At 64.9% G+C, this 23,616-nt stretch carries 21 protein-coding genes; 4 read left to right on the top strand and 17 right to left on the bottom strand.

Features of this window, described 5'->3' with window-relative positions; genetic code table 11:
• Position 1 precedes the first annotated feature (1 nt).
• The gene (locus tag WBG56_RS10550) at positions 2-358 is read right to left on the bottom strand and encodes a protocatechuate 3,4-dioxygenase (protein ID WP_424268034.1); all 357 of its coding nucleotides are present in this window, start codon (positions 356-358) and stop codon (positions 2-4) included.
• Positions 359-501: 143 nt separating this feature from the next.
• Between WBG56_RS10550 and WBG56_RS10545 the strand changes: the two genes are divergently transcribed.
• Complete coding sequence (locus tag WBG56_RS10545) at positions 502-1,389, top strand: helix-turn-helix domain-containing protein (RefSeq protein ID WP_424268032.1); 888 nt, start codon at positions 502-504, stop codon at positions 1,387-1,389.
• Between the two features lie 232 nt (positions 1,390-1,621).
• Here WBG56_RS10545 and WBG56_RS10540 read toward each other — a convergent pair whose 3' ends face one another.
• The 10 genes from WBG56_RS10540 to WBG56_RS10495 form a co-directional block, all read right to left on the bottom strand.
• Positions 1,622-2,938, bottom strand: coding sequence for a solute carrier family 23 protein (locus tag WBG56_RS10540; protein ID WP_424268030.1), 1,317 nt, complete (start codon positions 2,936-2,938; stop codon positions 1,622-1,624).
• A gap of 125 nt (positions 2,939-3,063) precedes the next feature.
• On the bottom strand, positions 3,064-3,927 hold the full coding sequence (locus WBG56_RS10535) for a sugar phosphate isomerase/epimerase family protein (protein ID WP_424268028.1): 864 nt from the start codon (positions 3,925-3,927) through the stop codon (positions 3,064-3,066).
• An 11-nt stretch (positions 3,928-3,938) separates the two neighbouring features.
• Positions 3,939-5,129: a dihydrodipicolinate synthase family protein gene (locus WBG56_RS10530; RefSeq protein WP_424268026.1), complete on the bottom strand. Its 1,191-nt coding sequence runs from the start codon at positions 5,127-5,129 to the stop codon at positions 3,939-3,941.
• A gap of 9 nt (positions 5,130-5,138) precedes the next feature.
• Positions 5,139-6,308 (bottom strand): Gfo/Idh/MocA family protein, encoded by a 1,170-nt coding sequence (locus WBG56_RS10525; protein ID WP_424268024.1) that lies wholly within the window; start codon positions 6,306-6,308, stop codon positions 5,139-5,141.
• Positions 6,309-6,332: 24 nt separating this feature from the next.
• On the bottom strand, positions 6,333-7,760 hold the full coding sequence (locus WBG56_RS10520; RefSeq protein ID WP_424268022.1) for a hypothetical protein: 1,428 nt from the start codon (positions 7,758-7,760) through the stop codon (positions 6,333-6,335).
• 30 nt (positions 7,761-7,790) lie between these two features.
• Positions 7,791-8,570, bottom strand: a complete 780-nt coding sequence (locus tag WBG56_RS10515; RefSeq protein ID WP_424268020.1) for an ABC transporter ATP-binding protein — start codon at positions 8,568-8,570, stop codon at positions 7,791-7,793.
• Between the two features lie 20 nt (positions 8,571-8,590).
• On the bottom strand, positions 8,591-9,601 hold the full coding sequence (locus WBG56_RS10510) for an ABC transporter substrate-binding protein (RefSeq protein WP_424268018.1): 1,011 nt from the start codon (positions 9,599-9,601) through the stop codon (positions 8,591-8,593).
• Between the two features lie 63 nt (positions 9,602-9,664).
• Entirely contained in the window at positions 9,665-10,429 is a 765-nt protein-coding gene (locus tag WBG56_RS10505; RefSeq protein WP_424268016.1) for an ABC transporter permease, read from the bottom strand.
• Positions 10,430-10,543: 114 nt separating this feature from the next.
• Positions 10,544-11,257, bottom strand: a complete 714-nt coding sequence (locus WBG56_RS10500; protein ID WP_424268014.1) for a TetR family transcriptional regulator — start codon at positions 11,255-11,257, stop codon at positions 10,544-10,546.
• Between the two features lie 53 nt (positions 11,258-11,310).
• On the bottom strand, positions 11,311-12,237 hold the full coding sequence (locus WBG56_RS10495) for a LysR family transcriptional regulator (protein ID WP_424268012.1): 927 nt from the start codon (positions 12,235-12,237) through the stop codon (positions 11,311-11,313).
• A 139-nt stretch (positions 12,238-12,376) separates the two neighbouring features.
• Here WBG56_RS10495 and WBG56_RS10490 point away from each other — a divergent pair, with 139 nt between their 5' ends.
• Both WBG56_RS10490 and WBG56_RS10485 read left to right on the top strand, forming a co-directional pair.
• On the top strand, positions 12,377-13,084 hold the full coding sequence (locus WBG56_RS10490) for a pirin family protein (protein WP_424268010.1): 708 nt from the start codon (positions 12,377-12,379) through the stop codon (positions 13,082-13,084).
• A 105-nt stretch (positions 13,085-13,189) separates the two neighbouring features.
• Positions 13,190-13,585 (top strand): DoxX family protein, encoded by a 396-nt coding sequence (locus WBG56_RS10485; protein ID WP_424268008.1) that lies wholly within the window; start codon positions 13,190-13,192, stop codon positions 13,583-13,585.
• A 125-nt stretch (positions 13,586-13,710) separates the two neighbouring features.
• Here the strand turns inward: WBG56_RS10485 and WBG56_RS10480 are convergent, their stop codons facing one another.
• The 3 genes from WBG56_RS10480 to carA are packed head-to-tail and all read right to left on the bottom strand — an operon-like array spanning position 13,711 to position 18,997.
• On the bottom strand, positions 13,711-14,565 hold the full coding sequence (locus WBG56_RS10480) for an SDR family oxidoreductase (protein WP_424268006.1): 855 nt from the start codon (positions 14,563-14,565) through the stop codon (positions 13,711-13,713).
• A 6-nt stretch (positions 14,566-14,571) separates the two neighbouring features.
• Positions 14,572-17,811, bottom strand: a complete 3,240-nt coding sequence (carB, locus tag WBG56_RS10475) for a carbamoyl-phosphate synthase large subunit (RefSeq protein WP_424268004.1) — start codon at positions 17,809-17,811, stop codon at positions 14,572-14,574.
• 16 nt (positions 17,812-17,827) lie between these two features.
• Positions 17,828-18,997, bottom strand: coding sequence for a glutamine-hydrolyzing carbamoyl-phosphate synthase small subunit (gene carA / locus WBG56_RS10470; protein ID WP_424268002.1), 1,170 nt, complete (start codon positions 18,995-18,997; stop codon positions 17,828-17,830).
• A gap of 146 nt (positions 18,998-19,143) precedes the next feature.
• Between carA and tal the strand changes: the two genes are divergently transcribed.
• The gene (gene tal, locus WBG56_RS10465) at positions 19,144-20,097 is read left to right on the top strand and encodes a transaldolase (protein ID WP_424268000.1); all 954 of its coding nucleotides are present in this window, start codon (positions 19,144-19,146) and stop codon (positions 20,095-20,097) included.
• 238 nt (positions 20,098-20,335) lie between these two features.
• On the opposite strand, the gene WBG56_RS10460 is transcribed toward tal, so the two are convergent.
• The 3 genes from WBG56_RS10460 to WBG56_RS10450 form a co-directional block, all read right to left on the bottom strand.
• Entirely contained in the window at positions 20,336-21,127 is a 792-nt protein-coding gene (locus WBG56_RS10460) for an ABC transporter permease (protein WP_424267998.1), read from the bottom strand.
• A gap of 61 nt (positions 21,128-21,188) precedes the next feature.
• A complete protein-coding gene (locus WBG56_RS10455; RefSeq protein ID WP_424267996.1) occupies positions 21,189-22,031 on the bottom strand; it encodes an ABC transporter ATP-binding protein in 843 nt (280 codons plus the stop codon).
• Positions 22,024-23,070: an ABC transporter substrate-binding protein gene (locus WBG56_RS10450; protein WP_424267994.1), complete on the bottom strand. Its 1,047-nt coding sequence runs from the start codon at positions 23,068-23,070 to the stop codon at positions 22,024-22,026. Before WBG56_RS10450 ends, WBG56_RS10455 begins: the two co-directional genes overlap by 8 nt.
• Between the last annotated feature and the right edge of the window lie 546 nt (positions 23,071-23,616).

The raw sequence follows: 23,616 nt of genomic DNA, 5'->3' as shown, positions 1-23,616 counted from the left end.
ATCAGCGCGCTCCCTTGGCATTGCGGGACCCGAGGAAGGCGTCGAAGCTCTCGCCGCGCATCTGGGCGCCCATCCGGTACAGGCCGTGCCCTGTCACGAAGCCCAGTTTGAGCAGGTAATAGATGTTGCCGCCCGCCGCATTGAGCCCCGCCCAATCGCGCGCGCGGACCAGGTCCTTTTCGGCCTCGGTCAGGCCATGCGCAGCCAGGTAGGCCGACTCGTCTGCCTGAAACGCCTGGCGGTTGGCTTCAGAGGTCAGTGAGTCGCACAGCTTATTGATGCGATAGCCCTTGTGTGATTCCCGCAAATTGAATATCAGGACACCGGGGATGGGTCGACTGGGATCCAGTTGTGTCATGTCGCGCTCCGATCATGTGACGGCTTGTGCTTTTCAGCCCACAAGCCTTAAGCTTCAATCATTCCAAGAATGAGCCTTCATGATCGCGTCCCGTCCGCCCGCTGCGAATGGACGAACGGGACCAATAATGGTGTTTTTCGGACATGGGCGCTTCGATACCGCTGTATTCCCTGTATGGCCAGATCGACACGGCGGCCGAGTTGCGCTTTCTGCACCTGGAATCCCTGGAATCACGCAATCGCGTGTACGGATGGGACATCCGGCCGCATCGGCATCACGACCTGTATCAATTGATCTGGGTTGATGAGGGCGAAGGAACCGTCATGCTGGATGAACAGACCCTGTCGCTCCGGGCGCCGGTCCTGATCAGCATCCCGCCCCCGATCGTCCACGGCTTTCGCTGGCGCCCGGACACCAAGGGGCTGATCCTGACGATCGCCGACGGGTTCGTGGCGGACCTGGCGAAGCAATCGGGCGACGCGGCGGTCCACTCCGCGCTGGGGCGGCTGCTGACCATCACCGGAGAAGTCGATCCGGGCAGCATCGGACGGCTCAGGGGCCTGTTTGAAACCATCCTGGACGAATACATCCACGACCGGGTCTGCCGCGGCACGGCGATTTCCGGAAACGTCCTGATGCTGTTTGCGGAAGTGGCCAGGCTGCGCCACCTGAGCCTGCAGAAGGACGCCCACGAAGACTCGGGAAGGCTGGCGCTCTACAGGCGCTTCAAGGAACTGGTCGAGACGCACTACCGGGACTCGTGGCGGGTGGCGGACTACGCCCTGGCCCTGGCGACCACCGAACGCAACCTGCGGCGCGTATCTTTCGACCTGGTGGGCCAGCCGCCGGTCCGGATCCTGCACCAGCGCATCCTGCTCGAGGCCAAGCGCAATCTGCTGTACACCGAGAAAACGGTGGCCGAGATCGGCTACGACCTCGGCTTCGAAGATCCCGCGTATTTCACCCGTTTCTTCGCCCGCAACGAAGACCTCACCCCCGCCGCGTTCCGGCGATGCAGCCGGCGCGCCTGATCAGGCGCACTCGGACTCGCCAGGCGTAGAACAGTCCTCAACCCGGCAGCAGGCATCATTCCAAAAGAGGGACAGCTCTCCACCTCGCCGCCTGCAGGCGGCTCGGACTCGCCAGGCGTAGAACAGTCCTCCGCCCGGCAGCAGGCATCATTCCAAAAGAGGGGTAGCTCTCCACCTCGCCGCCTGCAGGCGGCTCGGACTCGCCAGGCGTAGAACAGTCCTCAGGACTGTTCTACGTCCGGGCTCGTCCACGCAGCAAGGCGTACAGGATGATCGCGCCGAACGTGGCGGTGCCGATCCCATCCAGCTTGAAGCCGCCCAGTTCGATGGAGAAATTGCCGGCCCCCAGGATCAGGGTGACCGCCGCCACGATCAGATTGCGGTTATCGCTGAAATCGACCTGGTTGACCACCCAGATGCGGGCGCCGGCAATGGTGATCAGGCCGAACACGACCACGGCCATGCCGCCCAGCACCGGAGCCGGAATGGCCTGGATGACCGCGCCGAACTTAGGCGAGAAGCCCAGCAGCAGCGCCACCAGCGCCGCCACGACGAACACCAGGGTGGAATAGATCTTGGTGACGGTCATGACGCCGATATTCTCGGCGTAGGTGGTCACCCCCGTGCCGCCCATGGAGCCGGAAATCATGGTGGCGACGCCATCGCCCAGGAACGCCCGGCCCAGGTAGCGGTCCAGATTCTGGCCCGTCATGGCGCTGACGGCCTTGATGTGGCCCAGGTTTTCCGCGACCAGGATGATGGCGACCGGCGCGATGACGCTGATGGCATGCCCCTCGAACACCGGCGCCGTCATTTTGGGCAAACCCAGCCAGGGCGCGGCCACGATGGCGGAAAAATCGATGGGCGCGCCCAGCCCCAGGCCATTGGTCAGCACCACATACAGAACGCAGGCCAGGAACAGGCCGACCAGGATCAGCAGACGCTGCACCAGGCCGCGCGTGTAGACCGCGACACCGCCCACGCACAGGATTGTCAGCAGCGCCATGACCGAATCGAACAGCGAGCCGCCCATGGCGCCCTTGGCGGCTATCGGCGCCAGGTTCAGCCCGATGACGGCGACCACGGCCCCCGTCACCACCGGCGGCATCCAGCGATCGATCCAGTCGGCGGCCCCGCCCTGGCGGGCATTGACGAACATGGTCAGCAGGCCGATGCCCGCATAAATCAGGCCGCAGACGATGATGGCGCCCAATGCGACCCCGATATTGGGGTTCGGGCCGCTGCCGGCGTAGCCCGTGACGGCCACCACGCCGCCGATGAAAGCGAAGCTGGAACCCAGGTAACTGGGGACCCGGCCGCCGACGAAGAGGAAAAACACCAGCGTGCCGACCCCCGACATCAGGATGGCCATATTGGGGTCGAAGCCCATGATCAGCGGCGCCAGGATGGTCGAGCCGAACATGGCGACGACGTGCTGCGCGCCCATTGCCACGGTCTGGGGCAAGGGCATGGTTTCATCGGGCTGCACGACGGCGCCGTCGGCGGTGCCGGAGACGCGGCGCCAACGGGGGAAGTAGGTATTGGACATGGATCGGACTCTTGTTATTGGCTGCCGGAAATCGGCATGCGAAAGTGTAGGGTCTGACGCTCGGGTGACGCAAGCATCAAAACGGTTCATGAACGTCCGACGGTCCCCGCGGCGATCCAGCCGGTCTAGACGACGGACGAGTGCCTTTGGATGCAGGTATCCAGCACCTCGCCACCCGCGCGGGCCCACCATGCGTCCGAAAAGATCTCGACCTCGCAGTACCCCGCATAACCGGCGCTTTCCATCTCGCGCCGGATGGCCCGGAGCTCGATCACCCCGTCGCCCATCATGCCGCGGTCATTCAGCAGATCTTTCGTGGGGGCCAGCCAGTCGCAGACGTGATAGGCCAGCAGCCGGTCCCGGCCGGCCCGGCGAATCTGGGCATGCAGCTTGGGATCCCACCAGACGTGGTACACGTCGACCGCGACGCCCAGCATGCCGGTGCGCCCAGGATCGAGTTCGTCGCACAGGTCCAGCGCCTGCTCCAGCGTATTGACGCAGGCCCGCTCGGCGGCCTGCATCGGATGCAAGGGTTCGATCGCCAGCGGCATGCCGACGGCACGGGCGTATTCCAGCGTGGCCGCAATCCCATCGCGCACCTCCGCGCGCGCCCTCGCCATCCCGGTATAGGCGGGCGCTCCCTGCAATGCGCCCGGCAGGGAGCCGACCACCAGGACGAGACAGGGCGCGTCCAGCGTCCGGGCTTCGTCCACGGCGCGGCGATTGTCTTCCAGCGCGGCCCGCAGCCCGGCCGCATCGGCGGCCGGGAAGAACCCGCCCCGGCAATAGCCCGAGAGCGCCATGTCATGGTCGCGCAGGCGGCGCGCAACCGCCTCCAGGCCGATCTCGGCGACCTGATCCCGCCACGGCGAGATGGCCCGAATGCCCCGCCGCGCGCACTCGTCGATGATGGTGTCCAGCCGCCATTGTTTGCGCACGGTCGCCGTATTGATCGACAGCAGGCCGTGGTCCTTGGACAAGTCACGCATGACGCGCCTCCTCAGGATTGATGAACACCGTGCACGGCCAGCCACTGCGCCATGCGCTCGATCGCCAGCCCGGGGTGCTCCAGCACCCCCGCCTGGTCCGCCAGGCGGAACAGCTGGGCGACGTGCAACACCGAACGCGCGCTTTGCTGCCCGCCCACCATCGAGAAATGATCCTGGTGACCATTCAGCCAGGCCATGCACACCACACCCGTCTTGTAGAACCGGGTGGGGGCCGCGAAGATGTGCCGGGACAAGGGCACGGTGGGCGCGAGGATCTCATGGAAGCGCGCAGTGTCGCCCTGGGCCAGCGCCGCCAGGGCCGCGCTGGCTGCCGGCGCGATCGCATCGAAAATACCCAGCAAGGCGTCGCTGTGGGCATGCGTGGGCAGAGTCCCGACGCCATCGCCGGCAATCAGTTCGGCATAGTTGAAGTCATCGCCCGTATACATGCGGACCCCTTGGGGCAGGCGCCGGCGCATCTCGACTTCGCGATCCTTGTCCAGCAGAGAAATCTTGATCCCGTCGATCTTGCCGGCATGGGCGGCAATGACTTCCAGCGCCGTGTCCATCGCCCGCGAGATATCGTCGCTGCCCCAGTAACCCTTCAGCTGCGGATCGAACATGTCGCCCAACCAGTGCAGGATGACCGGTTCACGCACCTGTTCAAGTATGCGGCCATAGACCCGCGCATAATCCTCCGGGCCGCGCGCGACCCGTACCAGGGCGCGGCTTGCCATCAGGATCAGACGTCCTCCCAGGGACTCGATGGCCTGCGCCTGGGTCTCGTAGGCGGCAATCACGTCTTCGACCGTGCGGGCCGCATCGGGGGCAAGATGGTCCGTGCCGCAGCCCGATGCCACCCGCGCCCCGGCGAAGTCCCGCGCCGCGTCCAGGGAGCGGCGTATCAATTCAAGCGAGGTCGGCCAGTCCAGGCCCATGCCGCGCTGCGCCGTATCCATGGCCTCGGCAACCCCCAGGCCCAAGGACCACAGGTGCCGGCGGTACCCGATCGTCGCATCCCAATCGATGGCGCAATCGACCCACGGGTCCGCTGCCGCCAGGGGATCCGAGACGACGTGGGCCGCCGAATACGCCACGCGGTTGAACGCCGCGCCGGCCGCGGGCCGCGCGGGAACCGATCCCCGCAAGGTATAGGTTTCCAGCCCACCCGCTGCGGTGGGAAGCAAAAGACTTCGACTCATGACCTGCCCTCAGTTCGCGGAAAACAGGGCCGGCACATCGACCCAGCGTCGTTCTTTCCAGCTCTGGAGCGCCGTCTCGACGAGCTGCACCCCCTTGGCCCCTTCTTCCAGCGTCCAGCGGAAAGGTTCGTCCGCCACGATATGGCGAATGAAATGTTCCCACTGGACCTTGAAACCGTTGTCGTAGACTTCGGTATCCGGGACTTCCTGCCACTGTTCCAGGAACGGCATCTTCTGCTTCTCGTCCGGATTCCAGACGGGACGCGGCGTGGCGACACGCGCCTGGCTGACGCAATTCGTGAGGCCCGCGACCGCCGAACCGTGGGTCCCATCCACATGGAAGGTCACCAGGTCGTCGCGGCGCACCCGCGTCGTCCATGAGCTGTTGACCTGCGCGATGACGGGCTCACCGCCATGCCCCTTCAATTCGAAGGTGGCATAGGCGGCGTCGTCGGCCGTCACCTCGTAGGGGCGGCCCTGCTCGTCCCAGCGCCGGGGCACATGGATGGCTCCCAGGCAGGACACGGACTGCACCTCGCCGAACAGATTGTCCAGCACATAGCGCCAGTGGCAGACCATGTCCAGGATCATGCCGCCGCCGTCTTCCTTGCGATAATTCCAGGATGGCCGCTGGATCGGCTGCAGATCGCCTTCGAACACCCAGTACCCGAATTCGATGCGAACCGACAGCATGCGCCCGAAAAATCCGGAACGCCGCAGCATATCCAGCTTGCGCAGGCCCGGCAGGAACAGCTTGTCCTGGACCACGCCGTGCTTGATCCCGGCATCCTGCGCCAGGCGGCAGACCTTCAACGCTTCATCCAGCCCGGTGGCGATGGGCTTCTCGCAATAGACGTGCTTGCCCGCCTGGATCGCCCGGGTCAGCAGCCCGGGGCGCATCTGGGTGGACCCGGCATCGAAAAACACCGTGTCGTGCGGATTGGCCAGGGCAGCATCCAGATCGTCCCCGTAGCGCTCGATCCCGTGGGCCTGGGCCAGCGCCCGGACCTTGTCCAGATTGCGGCCGACCAGGATCGGATCGGGCATGACCCGGTCTCCGTTGGCCAGCGCCACCCCGCCCTGGCGGCGGATCGCCACGATCGAGCGGATCAGATGCTGATTCATCCCCATGCGTCCCGTGACGCCATGCATGATGATTCCAAGACGTTGCGTGCTCATGGACATCCCTTTCATCAAATAAAGTCAATCGGCGGGACGCATCGCATCCCAGGAAACATGACCTGCGGCGGCCCCGGTGGCAAAGCCGGGGCAGTCGAGGTCTGACAGATCGATCTCGCCATCCGAGATGGACAGGCGCACGGCGCCGTCGGAGCGCTCGTAGAGTTGCGGAAATCCCTGCAGGAAGGCCGCCTGTTCAGGCTCCGGCGAGGCGGCCATGCCGTTGACGTAGTGGTGCCCATTACGCTCCACGTGCCGCAAGCCCAGCCATCCGACCAGTGCCAGATCCTGCTGGATGCCCAGGCCGGCCTGCATCGTCAGGTCCTCGCCGGACAGGAAATAGGCGCGGCCGGTCTCGCGCGACCACAGGGCGCAGCGGGCCGCGTTCAGGACGGACTTGTAAAAGCCCTTGCAGCTCTTGCTGGACACGCCGGTGTAGCCCATCGCCCGCGCACGGGGAAAGGCGTCCAGCGTCGCATCCGACTCGTCGATCAGCAAGGGAATCCGGCGCCCGAGCGCGCCGACGTCCGAGTCCAGGGTCCGGGCGCGGGCCATGGGCTGCTCGATGAACGCCAGACGCGATCTCAGGGACGCCAGGCCCGCATGGCGTTCGAAGGCCTCGAAAAACTCCGTCAGGTGATCCGCATCGCGATACTGCTCGTTGCCGTCCAGCGTCACCAGATGCATGGCGTCGCCGAGCACCCCGGCGATATCCGCCAGGCGTGCGACATCCGCCGCCGCATCACCCGCCAGCTTGAGCTTGAAATACCGGTGACCGTAACGCGCAAGGGTTTGCGTCAGCGTGCACGGCAGGCCGTCTTGCGGCGCAGCGGCAGGCCGCTCGACCAGCGCATCGGCCAGGCCCACCGTATGGCGCGCGGCAATCCGCCGGCCCGACAAGGAAGACGGATGGGCCGCCAGGAACGCCGCAAGATCGAATTCCCGCAGGTCATCCGCCAGGCCGGTGCCTTCCGTGCGCATACCTGCCGCATTGGCGGACATGGCCTGCGCGAAACCCAGGCGCAGGCCGTGGCACACGGCATCGAACAGGGCCCGGTCCAGCACCGCAGGACCATAGGCCGCCGCGAGCGGCGGCAAGCCGCGTGATTGCGCCGTCGCGAGAATCCCGCTGTAATGCCTGGCGAAATGCCCCCACGCGGTATCGGGGGCGGGGTCCGACAGATAGGCATCGCGGGCCATGGCGAGCGCTTCGCGCAGTTGTTCGATATTCTGATCCTGCGTCAGCCGCGGGTCCTTGTCGAACCACTTGGGGATCATCATCTCGGCCGCGCACCCATGCGCCGTCGCGCCGTTTTCCAGGCGGATACGCACCCTGGCATAGGCCTGCGGGCAGGCCTGCACAGTCGTGCTGCCGAAGCGAAAGGGCAGCCTCAGGGTGACGTCGCGCTCGGCGAAGCGGACGTCCTCAATGACGAAACGGATGGCTTGCATGTCTTGAACCCGGCCGTTCAGGCGCGGGCCTCATTGATCCAATATGCCTTCGGAATAGAAATGCGAACGGACCTGCTTGGCATACACCGCGAATTCAGGGGTGCCCATGACGTCGAGCGAGCGCATGCGCGGCAGGTCGATGTCGTAGATGGCCGCGATCGACCCGGGACGTTCGCTCATCACAACCACCCGATCGGACAGGAAAATGGCCTCGGGGATGCTGTGCGTGATCAGCAGCACGGTCTTGCGCGACTCGGCCCAGATTCGCTGCAATTCGAGATTCATTTTCTCCCGGGTCATGGCATCGAGCGCGCCGAAGGGCTCGTCCATCAGGAGCAGCGCCGGATCATGCAGCAGCGCCCGACAGATCGAGGCCCTCTGCTGCATGCCGCCGGAAAGCTGCCATGGATACTTCTTTTCGAAGCCGGACAAGCCCGCCATCTGCATCAGTTCGAGGGCGCGCTGGCGCGCCGGATCCCTGGGCATGTGACGCACTTCGGCCTGCAGCAGGATATTGTCCAGCACACTGCGCCAGGCCAACAGCACCGCGCTCTGGAACACGATCCCCACATCCTTGCGCGGCCCGGTGACGGGCTGCCCGGACAACATCAGCGAGCCATCGGTGACCGGCAGCAGGCCGGCCACCATTTTCAGCAGGGTGCTTTTGCCGCAGCCCGACGGCCCGACCACGGATACGAACTCGCCCTTGCGAATATTGAAGCTCAGCGGCTTGAGGGATTCGACGGCGCCATCGCGGGTCTGATAGACCTTCGTGACGCCGGCGGCTTCGATCAAAATATCGTCAGGCATGTGCTGCACCCCGTGCTACGTCAGTTCTTCGGCAGGTAATCCAGCGTCACATAATCGGACGCCTTGCCACGATGCGCGGCATCGATTCCGCCATACTCGACCAGCAGGTCCAGGGATTTATCGACGTTGTCCGTCGCCACGCGGAACGGCGGCTGCCCTTGGGTTTCCTTCGTGTGATAGAGCTCGATGCTGCGCTTCAGGCCGATCAGCAGGGTCTCGTTCACGCCCGCCTTGGGCTTGGCTTCCAGCATGGCATTGACGGCGGCCTCCGGATCCTTGACCGCGGCCTCGACGGCGCGCGTGGAAGCGCGCATGAAGCGGCGCGCCAGATCCTGATGCTCGGCCAGCCAGTCCTTGTTGACGATGATGCCGGAACTGATCTGATTGACCCCGGAATCCGCGAACCGGATCGGGTAGACCTTCCTGCCGGTCGCATCCTGCAGCTTGATCGCCTGATCCATGACGTACCCCAGCAGCATGTCGGCGCGCCCGGTCATGACGGCATTGAGCTTGGTCTGGGCATCCCCCGAGACCGTCTTGATCTGGCTGGGGTCGATGTGATTGGCCTTGAGAAAGATCGGCCACATCTGCGACATCGAATCGCCGGGCGTGATGGCCACGGTCTTGCCGATGATCTGCTGCGGAGTGCGAATGTCCTTGTCCTCGAATGCCATGACCGACATGGGGCTGACCTGGAACAGCACGCCCGTCGAAATCAGGGGCGCCCCCTTGGCCGCCGCCTTCATCATCGTGGTCACGTCGATATAGCCGAAGTTCACGGACTTCGCGGCCACGGCCTGCGCCGTCACCGCCGAGCCCCGGCCTTCCTGGATATCGAGATTGATGCCTTCATCCGCATAGTAGCCAAGCTTCTTTCCGAGAAAGAACGGCGCATGCTCGCTGTACAGATACCAGTTCAGCATGAGCGTCACATCGTCTTTCGGTTTGTCCTGAGCCTGGGCCGGAGATGCGCCGATCAGCATGGCGCTCAGGGCTACGCTCAGTCCGGTTTTGAGCAAATTGCGAATCATCCAAGTCTCCTTCGGGCGCTCCACCCATATTGTTGGAACCGCTGACTGCGGCCCTTCATTGCCCTAGCGCTGCGAGGCGTGCCAGGGAATCATGACGCGTTCGATCAGATCCACGACGGCGAACAGCAAAACCCCGATGATCGAAAGCAATACCAAGCCTGCAAACATCAATGGCAAGTCGAAGTTGCCGTTGGCCACCTGCAGGACGTAGCCGATGCCGGAATTCGAACCGACGAATTCGCCCACCACCGCGCCGACGACCGCCAGCGTCACCGAGACCTTCAGGCCGCTGAACAGCGCCGGCAAGGCCGCCGGCAGGCTGATCTTGAAAAACGTCTGCAACCGGCTGGCGCCCATGGAGCGGGCCAGGTCGATCATGTCGGACTCGACCGACTTGAACCCCATCACCGTGGATACGACGATGGGGAAGAACCCCAGCAGAAAGGCCGTGATGACTTTGGGCAGGATGCCGAAACCGAACCACACCACGAACAGCGGCGCAATCGCGACCTTGGGAACGCTCTGCGAAAAAACCAGCAGCGGATAGACATAGGATTCCACCACCCGCGAATACGCGATCACCATGGCGATCGGAACGCCGACCACGATCGACAGCAGGAACCCCCAGATGGTGGCCTCGGTGGTGAACCAGCTTTGGGACAGCAGCATCGGCCACTGTTCGACCAATTGGGCCAGGACCTTGATGGGCGGAGGAATGAGATAGGCGGGGATGCCGAAGATCCGGATCACAAGATCCCAGAACACCAGCAGGAACACAACCAGCAGCAAGGGCCTGGTGGCTGGAAACATCATCAACTTTCGCAACATCCAAGGCTCCCGTTTGGCACTCGATGCAACTAATTCACTGATTGGTGAATTATCAATTGCGCTCAACGGGGTGTCAATGACACCCATACCTATGGATTACCCTGAACAGGGATGTTATGGACGCTCCGCGCGCGGGTTCCGGGCAGTGACGGGCCGCAGGGCGGCGAGATCCAGACGATTCGTCGCGTAGCTGACGACCAGGTCCGTCATGTGATCCAGGCGTTCTTCCAGCGCATCGGGGGCGCGAAGATCCCGCCCGAAAATGACGGACAGCGTATGGTTGTTGGCCAGGTAAAAGAAGCCCAGGGAGGCGATCGAAATGTACAGTTGCACCGGGTCGACGCCATCGCGGAAAATGCCCTGCGCGCGGCCGCGCGCCAGCAGCGTATCCAGCATCTGCACCAGGGGTGAATGCATTTCCCGGATCCGGAGGGATTTGCTGAGGTTCCTGGCTCGCATCAGATTCTCGCTGTTCAGCAGCGAGAGGAATTCGGGATGGGCCAGGAAATAGCGCCAGGTAAAGGTGATCAGCCTGCGCAGCGCCTCGACTGGTTCGAGCAGATCCAGGTGCAGGCCCTGCTCCGCCGCGCGGATATCCGCATAGGTGCTTTCCAGGACAGCCAGGAACAGCGCGTCCTTGTTGCCGAAATAATAGTAGATCAGGCGCTTGTTGACGCCCGCGCGCTCCGCGATCCGGTCCACGCGTCCGCCGGCGAAGCCATATTCGCTGAATTCATCGCAGGCGGCCCCGAGGATCGCCGCCTTGGAGCGATCCGTATCGCGGGATGGCGGAGCGGCAGTCCGGCTGGCGGGGGCGATCGGTTCCATCCGGCGATTCTACCGGATGCGCCGGCAATGGGGATAACGATCCCGCACCCCGGTCATTGGCGCCCCGCGTCCCGCGCCCAGGGTTCCTCCACCAGAGCATCCCGCAGATAATCGATCAGGGCCTGGACGCGGAGAGGACGGTTGCGCCCCGGCGGCGTGATGGCATGCAGCGCCAGGGGTTCGAGTTCCCACGGCGCCATCACGGTTTCCAGGACACCGGATTGCAGGTCCGGCCATACCAGGAATTCCGGCTGCAGGGCCAGCCCCAGGCCCGCACGCAGGGCGGGCATCAAGGCATCGGCATTATTCACCTGCAGACGCGTCGGCATGAACTGGGAAAATTCGCCCTGGCTGGGATGGCGGAAATGCCACGTCGCCCCATGACGCGCGTAGGAATAATGCAAGGCCTGATGCGTCTGCAGGTCCCGCGGATGGCGCGGTCGCCCATGCCGATCGAAGTACGCAGGCGCCCCCACCAACACGATGCGCACGCCGCACAGGCGCCGGGCCAGGAGGCTGGAATCCGCCAGCCGGGCGATCCGCAGGGCCAGGTCAAAGCCCTCGGCCACCAGGTCCACCTGGGCATCGTTGAACTGCACATCCAACTGCACCTCCGGGTGCATCGTCATGAACCCCGGCAACAGCGGGGCCAGGCGCGCCAAACCGAAGGACATGGGCGCGGACACGCGGACCCGCCCCCGCAGCGCCTGCGACTGCTCCGTGACTTCCGCTTCGACCGCCTCGCCCTCTTCCAGGATGCGCGTGGCGCGATCCAGGGCGGAGCGGCCGCTGTCGGTCAGCGTCAGGCGACGCGACGTGCGATGGATCAGCGTCGTCTTCATGCGAGCTTCCAGGCGGCTGATGGCCTTGGACACGGTCGCCTGGGACAGCTGGCAGGCCGCCGCCGTCCGGGCGAACGACCCGGTTTCGGCGACCTTGGCGAACAAGGCCCAGGCCTCAAGATCGGGGAGTCCCTTCACGGCATTTCCTTTCCACGAGGTCGGATGAATTCCATCAATCATATCAAAATTGGAAACGATGAAATTCTATTGTTTATCTTCTCAACATGATCCATCACCCGTAGACTACTCGCATTGTTCAAGCCTCAAGGAGCCCATCATGATTGAACGCCGTCCCTACGCCTCGCTGGGTGCAGCCGACCACGGCTGGCTCAATGCCCGGCACCACTTTTCCTTTGCCGAATACCACGACGCCCGACGCGTCAACTGGGGCGCCCTGCGCGTCTGGAACGACGACACGATCCAGCCCGACAGCGGCTTCCCGCCACACCCGCACGCGGACATGGAAATCATCACCTACGTGCGGGAAGGCGCCATCACGCACCAGGACAATCTGGGCAACCAGGGCCGCACGCCGGCGGGCGACGTCCAGGTCATGAGCGCGGGCAAGGGCATCGTCCATTCCGAATACAACCTGGAGCCCGGCATCACCCGGATCTTCCAGATCTGGATCTTCCCGGACCAGAAAGGCGGCGAGCCCTGCTGGGGCGCGCAACCCTTTCCCAAGGCCGACCGCTCGGGCCGTTTCGTCACCCTGGCCAGCGGCCTTGCGGGCGACGAGGACGCGCTGCCCATCCGGGCGCAGGCCCGTGTTTCCGGGGCCACGCTGAAGGCGGGCGACACGCTGGAATACGCATTCCAGGATACCCGCCGCCTGGGCTACCTGGTGCCGGCAGTCGGCCGGATCGAGGTCAACGGCGTCGTGCTGGAAGCCCGCGATGGCGCCGCCATCCGGGACGAGGCCGCGCTGCGGATCACCGCGCTGGAAGACGCCGAACTGGTGCTGGTGGACAGCGCCCCGCTGTAACGCGCCCCCGCCATTGATCCACACACGCATCCCGCCCTCCGGGACGGGATGTCTTTTTCCACCCCTTGTCTCACCTCTTTCTCAATCACTTCTCTATCCAACACCATGAACACTCGCAACCTAGACTCTCTGTCCCTGATCGGCCGCATCCTGATCGCCATCCTGTTCTGGATCGGCGTCTCCGGCAAAATCGCCAACCCCGCCGGCACCATCGGCTACATCGCATCCGCAGGCCTGCCGCTGCCGAGCCTGGCCTATGCCGTCTCGGTCTTCGTCGAACTGGTCCTGCCGATCCTGCTGGTGCTGGGCTACCGGACGCGCTCGAGCGCCCTGATCCTGGCCGTCTTCACCGTCGTGGCCGCCCCGTTCTTCCATGCCCAGTTCGGCGATATGAATCAATCCACGCATTTCTTCAAGAACCTGGCCATTGCCGGCGGCCTGCTGCAACTGACGGCCTTCGGCGGCGGTTCACTGAGCCTGGACGCACGCAGCCGGCGCTGAGGCGCGCGGCCTGAACATGCCGCTGTCCCGTGCGGTTGACGCTCCGGCGCACGGGATAGCGGATTTTCCGGATCCTCGACAGGCATCCGGCCCCGGGACCGGGCGCTGCGCAAGCGCCCGGTTCTTCATTCGGGATCGTGAGGGATTCGCGGTTTGCGCTTGCGGCCGGCCGCCACCGCGTCATACAGGGCATCCGGCACCAGGCGCAACAGGCGTCCGACCCAGGCCATGGGCCAGGGAATGACCCGATAGCGGTCGCCCGCCTCGATGGCGCGCACCGCCCGCTCCGCGAAACGCTCCACCGGCATCAGAAAAGGCATGCGGTACGGATTGCGCGCCGTCATGGGCGTGGCGATGAAGCCCGGCGCCAGGGTCACGACCTGTACGCCCGAGCCGCGGAGCTCCACCCGCAGGCTTTCGCAGTACGCCCGCACGGCGGCCTTGGATGCGCTGTAGGCGCCGGCCCCCGGCAATCCGCGCACTCCCGCCACGCTGCCGATGCCCACCAGCACGCCCCGGCGCCGGGCCCGCATCGCTGCGATGAACGGCTCGAACGTCGCCACCATCGCGAGGACGTTGGTATCGAAGATGGCCTGGAACACCGCAAAGTCTTCGGGCGCATCGGTCAAAGTGCCGGCGCTGATGCCGGCGCAGGCAATGACCCGATCCACCGGGCCGCCCGCCAGGAAATCCACGGCGGCCGCCCTCAAGGCGGGCCGATCCCGGACATCCAGGGGGTACACCCGGTGCCCCTGACCCGGCAAGGCATCCGCCAGCGCGAGCAAGGCGTCCTGGCGACGCCCCACCAGACCCAGGACGGCCCCCTGACCGGCATACCGGCGCGCCAGCGCCGCGCCGATGCCGCTGCTGGCGCCGGTAATGAAAACCCGTCCGGGCGCTTCCGCCAGGACGGGTTGGGAAGACGCCCCCGGCACTGCGGAGGCATCGGGGCCTGCGGACGCCATCGCTTCGCCCGCCATGGCGCGTCAGCCTAGAGTGGCCGCGTGCATGGCCTGCAGGCCGTAGACCTTCAGGCCCCCGCCATGACGCAGGTACTGCAGCCCTTCGACGGCGGCGCGCGCGCCCGCGATGGTCGTGAAGAACGTGACGCGGTTGGCCAGCGATTGCGTGCGGATGATGCGCGAATCGGCAATGGCGTTGCGGCGTTCTTCCACCGTGTTGATGACCATGGCGATTTCGCCGTTCTTGAGCATGTCCACGATGTTGGGACGGCCTTCGGTGACCTTGTTGACGGTTTCCACCGACAGGCCCGCCGCCTCGATGACGGACGCCGTGCCGCGCGTCGCGATCAACTGGAAACCCATGGCCGCCAAGCCCCGGGCGACTTCGACTGCGCGCGGTTTATCCTGGGCGCGCACGCTGATGAAGACCTTGCCCGATTCCGGCAGCCAGGCGCCCGCCGCGATCTGGGATTTGACGAAGGCTTCGCCGAAGGTCTCGCCCACTCCCATGACTTCGCCGGTGGATTTCATCTCCGGGCCGAGGATGGTATCCACCCCCGGGAACTTCACGAAGGGGAAGACGGCTTCCTTGACGCAGTAATGAATCGGCGAAGGAATCGAGGCGATGCCCTGCTGGGCCAGGGTGCGGCCGGCCATGACGCGGGCGGCGATCTTGGCCAGTTGGCGGCCCGTGGCCTTGGACACATAGGGCACCGTGCGCGAGGCGCGCGGATTGACTTCCAGCACGTAGACATCGCCATCCTGGATGGCGAACTGCACATTCATCAATCCCTTGACGTTCAAGGCGCGGGCCATGAGCGCGGTCTGGCGCTTGATTTCGTCGACGATCTCGGCGGACAAGGAATACGGCGGCAGGCTGCAGGCCGAATCGCCCGAATGCACGCCAGCCTGTTCGATGTGCTCCATGACGCCGCCCACGACGACCTGATCGCCGTCGGCCAGGCAGTCCACGTCGACTTCGGTGGCGTTGTTCAGGAAATGGTCCAGCAGCACCGGGGAATCGTTGCTGACCTTGACGGCCTCGCGCATATAGCGCTCCAGATCCTGGGGCTCGTGCACGATTTCCATGGCGCGGCCACCCAGCACGTAGCTGGGGCGCACCACCAGGGGATAGCCGATTTCGCCGGCCAGGGCCAGGGCCTCGCTTTCGGTGCGGGCCGTGCGGTTGGCCGGCTGGCGCAGGCCCAGCTTGGTCAGCAGCTTCTGGAAGCGTTCGCGGTCTTCGGCGACGTCGATGGAATCCGGGCTGGTGCCGATGATGGGCACGCCGTTGGCTTCCAGGGCGCGGGCCAGCTTCAGCGGCGTCTGTCCGCCATACTGCACGATGACGCCCACCGGATTTTCCTTGTGGACGATTTCCAGCACGTCTTCCAGGGTCAGCGGTTCGAAATACAGGCGATCGGACGTGTCATAGTCCGTGGAGACGGTTTCGGGGTTGCAGTTGACCATGATGGTCTCGAAACCGTCTTCGCGCAGGGCCAGCGCGGCGTGCACGCAGCAGTAATCGAATTCGATGCCCTGGCCGATGCGGTTGGGACCGCCGCCCAGCACGATGATCTTCTTGCGGTCGGTGGGCGCGGCCTCGTCCTCTTCCTCGTAGGTCGAATACATGTAGGCCGTGGTCGTGGCGAATTCCGCCGCGCAGGTATCCACGCGCTTGTACACCGGACGCACGTTCATCTGATGACGCAGCTTGCGCACTTCGGCTTCGGCCGCATCCAGCAGGAAGGCCAGACGGCGGTCGGAAAAGCCCCGGCGCTTCAAGCGGCGCATGGTGTCGTCGTCCAGTTCGGACAAGGTGCGCTGTTCCAGAGCCAGCTCGATATCGACGATTTCCTTGATCTGCGCCAGGAACCAGGGGTCGATCTTGGTCAGCTGATGGACTTCGTCCAGGCTGAAGCCCTGGGCGAAAGCATCGCCCACGTACCAGATGCGTTCCGGGCCCGGCTCGCCCAACTCGATCTGCAGGCGTTCGCGGTCGGTGGTTTTCTGGTTCAGGCCGTCCACGCCGACTTCCAGGCCGCGCAGGGCTTTCTGGAAGGCCTCCTGGAAGGTGCGGCCGATGGCCATGACCTCGCCCACCGCCTTCATCTGGGTGGTCAGGCGGGAATCGGCCTGGGGGAATTTTTCAAAGGCGAAGCGGGGGACCTTGACGACGACGTAGTCCAGGGTGGGCTCGAAGGACGCGGGTGTCGCGCCGCCGGTGATTTCGTTGCGCAGTTCGTCCAGCGTGTAGCCCACAGCCAGGCGGGCGGCGACTTTCGCGATGGGGAAACCCGTGGCCTTGGAGGCCAGCGCGGAAGACCGCGACACGCGCGGATTCATTTCGATGACGATCATGCGGCCGTTGGCCGGGTTGACCGCGAACTGCACGTTCGAGCCGCCCGTGTCCACGCCGATCTCGCGCAGCACCGCAATGGATGCGTTGCGCATGATCTGGTATTCCTTGTCGGTCAGCGTCTGCGCCGGGGCCACCGTGATGGAATCGCCGGTGTGCACGCCCATGGGGTCCAGGTTTTCGATGGCGCACACGATGATGCAGTTGTCGGCGCTGTCGCGCACGACTTCCATCTCGAATTCCTTCCAGCCCAGCAGCGATTCCTCGATCAGCAATTCACGCGTGGGCGAGGCTTCCAGACCGCGCCGGCAGATGGTTTCGAATTCTTCCGCGTTATAGGCGATACCGCCGCCCGTGCCACCCAGCGTGAAGCTGGGGCGAATCACGGCGGGGAAGCCGGAATTGCCCAGATCCGCGGCGATGCTCTTTTGCACGGCCCAGGCTTCATCCATGCTGTGGGCCACACCCGATTTCGCGGATTCCAGACCGATGGAGGTCATGGCGTCCTTGAATTTCAGGCGGTCTTCGGCTTTTTCGATGGCGGCCGCATTGGCGCCGATCAGTTCGACCCCGTGCTTTTGCAGCACGCCATGGCGATCCAGGTCCAGCGCGCAATTGAGCGCTGTCTGGCCGCCCATGGTGGGCAGGACGGCATCGGGTTTTTCGATCTCGATGATCTTTTCCAGGGCCTGCCAGGTAATGGGCTCGATGTAGGTGACGTCGGCCGTTTCCGGGTCCGTCATGATGGTGGCGGGATTGCTGTTGACCAGGATGGTGCGAAAGCCGTCGGCCTTGAGGGCCTTGCAGGCCTGGGCACCGGAATAGTCGAATTCGCAGGCCTGGCCGATGATGATGGGGCCTGCCCCGATGATGAGGATGCTTTTGATGTCTGAACGCTTGGGCATGAGAAGACGGTACCGGTTATTTGGACGACTGGGCTTTGTGCTGCGCCATCAGGTCGATGAATTTGTCGAACAGCACCAGGATGTCGTGCGGGCCGGGGCTGGCTTCGGGGTGACCCTGGAAGCAGAACACGGGCTTATCGGTCAGTTCGAACCCCTGCAGCGTGCCATCGAACAGCGACACGTGCGTCACGCGGGCATTGGCCGGCAGGCTGTCGCCATCGACGGTGAAGCCATGGTTCTGGCTGGTGATGAAGACCCGGCCGCTGGCCAGGTCCTGCACCGGGTGGTTGGCGCCATGGTGGCCGGTTTTCATTTTCACCGTGCGCCCGCCCAGGGTCAGGCCCAGCACCTGCTGGCCCAGGCAGATGCCGAACAGCGGGATGCCGCGTTCCAGCACGGCCCGGCAGGTGTCGACGGCGTACTGGCAGGCGGCGGGGTCGCCGGGCCCGTTGGACAGGAACACGCCGTCCGGATTCTGCGCCAGGATGTCGGCCACCGGCGTGGTGGCCGGCACCAGCGTGATGCGACAGCCGCGATCCGCCAGCAAGCGCAGGATATTGGTCTTGATACCGTAGTCGTAGGCCACGACATGGTAGTCGGCGACTTCCTGGCGGCGAAAGCCGCGCCCCAGTTGCCAGGTGCCCTGCATCCAGGCGCCGGTCTTGGGCGTGGTGACTTTCAGCGCGAGGTCCTGGCCTTCCATCCCGCCGAAACCACGGGCCAGTTCGACCGCGCGGGCCACATCGTCGCCCACCAGGATGCAGGCGCCCTGCGCCCCGCGTTCACGCAGAATGCGGGTCAGCTTACGGGTATCCACGTCCGCGATAGCCACGATGCCCTGAGACTTCAGGTAGTCGGGCAGAGACTGCGTCGCGCGGAAATTGGAGACGCGGGCGGGGCAATCGCGCACCACCAGCCCGGCGGCATGGATCTGGCTGGATTCGACGTCTTCGGCATTGACGCCGGTATTGCCGATGTGGGGGTAAGTCAGAGTGACGATCTGACCGCTGTAGCTGGGGTCGGTCAGGATTTCCTGATAGCCGGTCATGGCCGTATTGAACACGATCTCGGCCACGGTGAATCCGTCGGCGCCTATGGAAACGCCCCGAAATACAGTACCGTCAGCCAAGGCAAGAATTGCTGGAACGAGCCCTGTCGGCCCCTCGGGAAAGATTGACGGCAGCAAAGTGGTACCCCGGTTGTAAAGTCGATATATAAACCTTCCTATTATACAGTCCGATAGGGGTTTATCCCCATGAGTCTGCAGTCCGGCTTGCTGAAAATGATCTAAAGTAAGAACTTTTCACTGCTTCACCAGAGGGTTTTTTCTTCATGAGTCACCAACTTGACGCCCTGCGCGCGCTGACGACGGTTGTGGCGGATACGGGGGATTTCGAAACGATGCGGGCCTACCAGCCCACGGACGCCACCACCAATCCGTCGCTGATACTCAAGGCCGTCCAGCAGGACGCCTATCGTCCGCTGCTGGATCAGGTGCTGCGCGATCATCCTTCGGCATCGCTGGCCGAGCAGGTGGATCGGCTGCTGGTGGCTTTCGGGCGGGAAATCCTGGCCATCGTGCCGGGCCGGGTGTCCACCGAAGTCGATGCCCGCCTGTCTTTCGACACGCAGGCCAGCATCGAGCGGGCGCGGCAGATCATCGCGCTGTACGAATCCCACGGCGTCCCCCGCGAACGGATCCTGATCAAGCTGGCCTCGACCTGGGAGGGCATCCAGGCGGCGCGCGTACTGGAAACCGAGGGCATCCGCTGCAATCTGACGCTGCTGTTTTCCCTGACACAGGCCATCGCCTGCGCCCAGGCGCGAGTGACGCTGATTTCCCCCTTTGTGGGCCGCATCTACGATTGGTACAAAAAGGCGGCCGGCGCGGATTGGGACGAGGCCGCGAACGCGGGTTCCCGGGATCCGGGGGTGCGGTCGGTGACCCGCATCTACGAGTATTTCAAGGCCTACGATCTTCCCACGCAGGTGATGGGGGCCAGTTTCCGCAACATCGGGCAGATCCGGGCGTTGGCGGGCTGCGATCTGCTGACGATCAGCCCGGCCCTGCTGGGCGAGCTGGCGGCATCCCGCGATCCGCTGCCCGCCGCGTTGACGGTGGCGGATGCAAAGGCGAATGCGCCGGAATGGCTGGCCAGCAACGAGGTGGCTTTCCGCACGCACCTGAATCAGGACGCGATGGCGACGGAAAAGCTGGCCGAAGGCATCCGGATCTTCACGGCGGACGCGGTGAAGCTGGATGCGTTGGTGGGGAAGCCTGGCTGAACTTCTTGCCGGCACGCTTGGTGAGGGCAGGCAGACCCTGGAGCGCCCCAACCAGCGGCCCTCCCTGCGGTCGGGCTGCCCGGGTCTGCCTCGTCCAGCCGGGCGGCGGGCGAACTCGGCCTTCGGCCTCAGACACGCCCGCCGAAACCTCCCGGCTTCCCTTCGTCAGCACCCGGCGCTGGTCGACCGGGCGCTCCAGGGTCTGCCTGCCCTCGCCAAGCTTATCTTCGATCGCTGATCAGGTCTTGTCGGTAGCGCCCGGCCCGGGCTGCCAGACCAGCAGGCGGCGTTCGGCCAGGGACACCGCGCCGTCCAGCAGCAGGGCGAACACGGTCAGGACGACGATGCCGGCGAAGACCGTGTTCACGTCCAGCGTGCCTTCGGCCTGCAGGATCAGGTAGCCGACACCGGCGGCAGACCCCAGGTATTCGCCGACGACCGCGCCTACGAAGGCCAGGCCTACCGATGTGTGCAGGCTGGAAAAGACCCAGCTGGTGGCCGAGGGAATGTACACGTGGCGCAGCAGCTGGCGGCGGGTGGCGCCCAGCATGCGGGCGTTGTCCAGCAAGGTGGGAGACACTTCCCGCACGCCCCGGTAGACGTTGAAGAACACGATGAAGAACACCAGGGTGACCGCCAGGGCGACTTTGGACCAGATGCCCAGGCCGAACCACATGCCGAAGATGGGCGCCAGGATGACGCGCGGCATGGAGTTGGCCGCGGTCACGTAGGGTTCCAGCAAGGCACTGGCGCTGCGCGACAGACCCAGCCACAGGCCAAAGCCCAGGCCGCCGACCGTGCCGATGAAAAAGGCCAGCACGGTTTCGGACAGGGTGATCCACAGGTGGCGGTAGACGTTGGCATCGGTGACGAACCAGGCCCAGATGACCTGGGCGACTTCCAGGGGCCGGCCAAAGAAAAAGGCGATGTTCCGGTTCAGCGAAGCCCAGTACCAGATCAGCAGGATGGCGGCCAGCAGGGCCACTTGCAGCGCCCGCAGCGCAGGCCGGGACAGTTCGTCGGATTTCATGATGGATACAGCTCCGGTTCAAACCCCGGCGCCTATGGCAGGCCGGGAAGTCAGCCAGCGGTCAGGCCTGTTTCTGGCGTTCGTAGCCTTTCAGGACCTCGTCGCGCAACACGGCCCAGATGCCCTGGTGCAGTTCGATGAAGCGAGGGTGCATTCGGACTTCGGCCACATCGCGCGGACGCGGGATGTCGATGATGAATTCGCCGATCGGATGGGTATCGGGTCCGGCCGACAGCACCACGACGCGGTCGCTCATGGCGATGGCTTCGTCCAGGTCGTGGGTGATGAAGAGCACGGCCTTGCGGCGTGCCATCCAGAGGTCGAGGACCTCGTTTTCCATCAGCTGGCGGGTCTGGATGTCCAAGGCCGAAAAGGGCTCATCCATCAAGATGATGTCGGGATCGCGGATCAGGGTCTGGGCCAGCATGGCGCGTTTGCGCATGCCGCCCGACATTTGATGCGGATAGCGGTTCTCGAAACCGCCCAGCCCGACCCTGCGCAGCCAGTCGCGCCCCTGGACCACGGCGTCCGCCGCCGCCACGCCGGCAAACTCCAGGCCGGCGGTGACATTGGCCAGCGCATTGCGCCAGGGCATCAGGGCGTCGCCCTGGAACATGTAGCCCGCCCGGTGGTTGATGCCATGCAGGGCTTCCCCAAAGACGTTGACCTGGCCCGACGAAGGGTGCAGCAGGCCGGCGGCCATGTTCAACAGCGTGGATTTACCGCAACCGGTGGGGCCGACGACCGACACGAATTCGCCGGGCGCCACGGCCAGGGTGGCGTCCCGCATGGCCGTGTAGGATGATCCGTCGGGCGACGCGAAGGTGCACGTGACCCGGTCGAGCAGCAAGGCGGGCGTCTGCCCGGCCGAGCCGGGCGCCGAGGCGGTCTGCGGATCAGCCATGCGGATATTTCTGGCCGGCCTTGATCGCGAACTGGTTGGTCCAGATGCGCGAGATATCGATCTTGGTGCGGTCGAAATGCGGCACGAATTCGGCCAGGGCGTTCAAGGCCGTCTGCGGACCGTCCTCGGGCACCAGGCCATCGGGCGACAGGGCTTCGCGATTGCCTTTCAGGGCCAGCTTGTAGAGTTCCGGGTCGCCCAGCAGGTAGGATTCCGGCACCAGCTTGGCGATGTCGTCGGGCGTGACGGCCTGGATCCATTTGTCGGCCCGCACGATGGCGTTGGCCAGGGCCTGGGTGGTGTTGGGATTGGCATCGATGAAGGCCTGCGAGGTATACAGGCAACCCGAGGGCATGTTGCCGCCGAAGATCTGGCGGGCATCTTTCAGGGTGCGCGTATCGGCGATGACCTGGATGGCGTCTTCCTTGACCAGGGTGCTGATGACGGGGTCCAGGTTCGCGATGGCGTCGATCTGCCCCGAACGCAGCGCCGTCACGGCCCCCGCCCCGGCCCCCACCCCGATGTAGGACACATCGGAAGGCTTGAGGCCATGTTGGGCCAGGAAGAAGCTGGCCATCATGTTGGTCGAGGATCCCGGCGCCGTCACGCCGATTTTCTTGCCTTTCAGGTCGGCCGGCGTCTTGTAGCCGGCCAGCGTCTTTTTGGACACACCCAGCACGATCATCGGCGCCTGTCCCTGGAGCACGAAGCAACGGTAGAACTGGCCCTTGGCCTGCAGATTGATGGTGTGTTCAAAAGCGCCGGACACGATATCGGCGCTGCCGCCCACCACCGCCTGCAAGGCCTTGGAGCCGCCCGCGAAATCGGCGATGGTGGTATCCAGGCCCTCGTCCTTGAAATAGCCTTTCAGGTGGGCGACGGACAAGGGCAGGTAATAGATCAGGGGTTGGCCGCCGACCGCGATGGTCAGGGATTTCTTTTCCAGGGCGACCATCTGGGCGCGGACCACACCAGGCAATGCGCCCAGCACGCCCGCCGCACCGGCGGTCTTCAGCAATTCACGGCGAGAAATCGGCATGGTGTTGTCTCCTTGTGATTTGGATACCGAGCCAGCATGATAACGCGTCTTAAAAAGGGCCCCCACGCCGCGCAGGCTACGCCTGCTTGCTGCCCCCCGAGGGGGCGTGTTTTACCTTGGGGCGGCCCGGCGGTAAAACTGCCCCCACGCCGCGCAGGCTACGCCTGCTTGCTGCCCCCCCGAGGGGGCGTGTTTTACCTTGGGGCGGCCCGGCGGTAAAACTGCCCCCACGCCGCGCAGGCTACGCCTGCTTGCTGCCCCCCCGAGGGGGCGTGTTTTACCTTGGAGCGGCCCGGCGGTAAAACTGCCCCCACGCCGCGCAGGCTGCGCCTGCTTGCTGCCCCCCGAGGGGGCGTGTTTTACCTTGGGGCGGCCCGGCGGTAAAACTGCCCCCACGCCGCGCAGGCTACGCCTGCTTGCTGCCTCCCGAGGGGGCGTGTTTTACCTTGGGGCGGCCCGGCGGTAAAACTGCCCCCACGCCGCGCAGGCTGCGCCTGCTTGCTGCCCCCCGAGGGGGCGTGTTTTACCTTGGGACGGCCCGGCGGT

This window comes from Castellaniella sp., from assembly GCF_049671645.1.
In the GTDB taxonomy this organism is placed as follows: domain Bacteria; phylum Pseudomonadota; class Gammaproteobacteria; order Burkholderiales; family Burkholderiaceae_B; genus Castellaniella.
The sequence above is the reverse complement of the archived record's forward strand: the minus strand, read 5'-3'. Positions and strand labels throughout refer to the sequence as shown.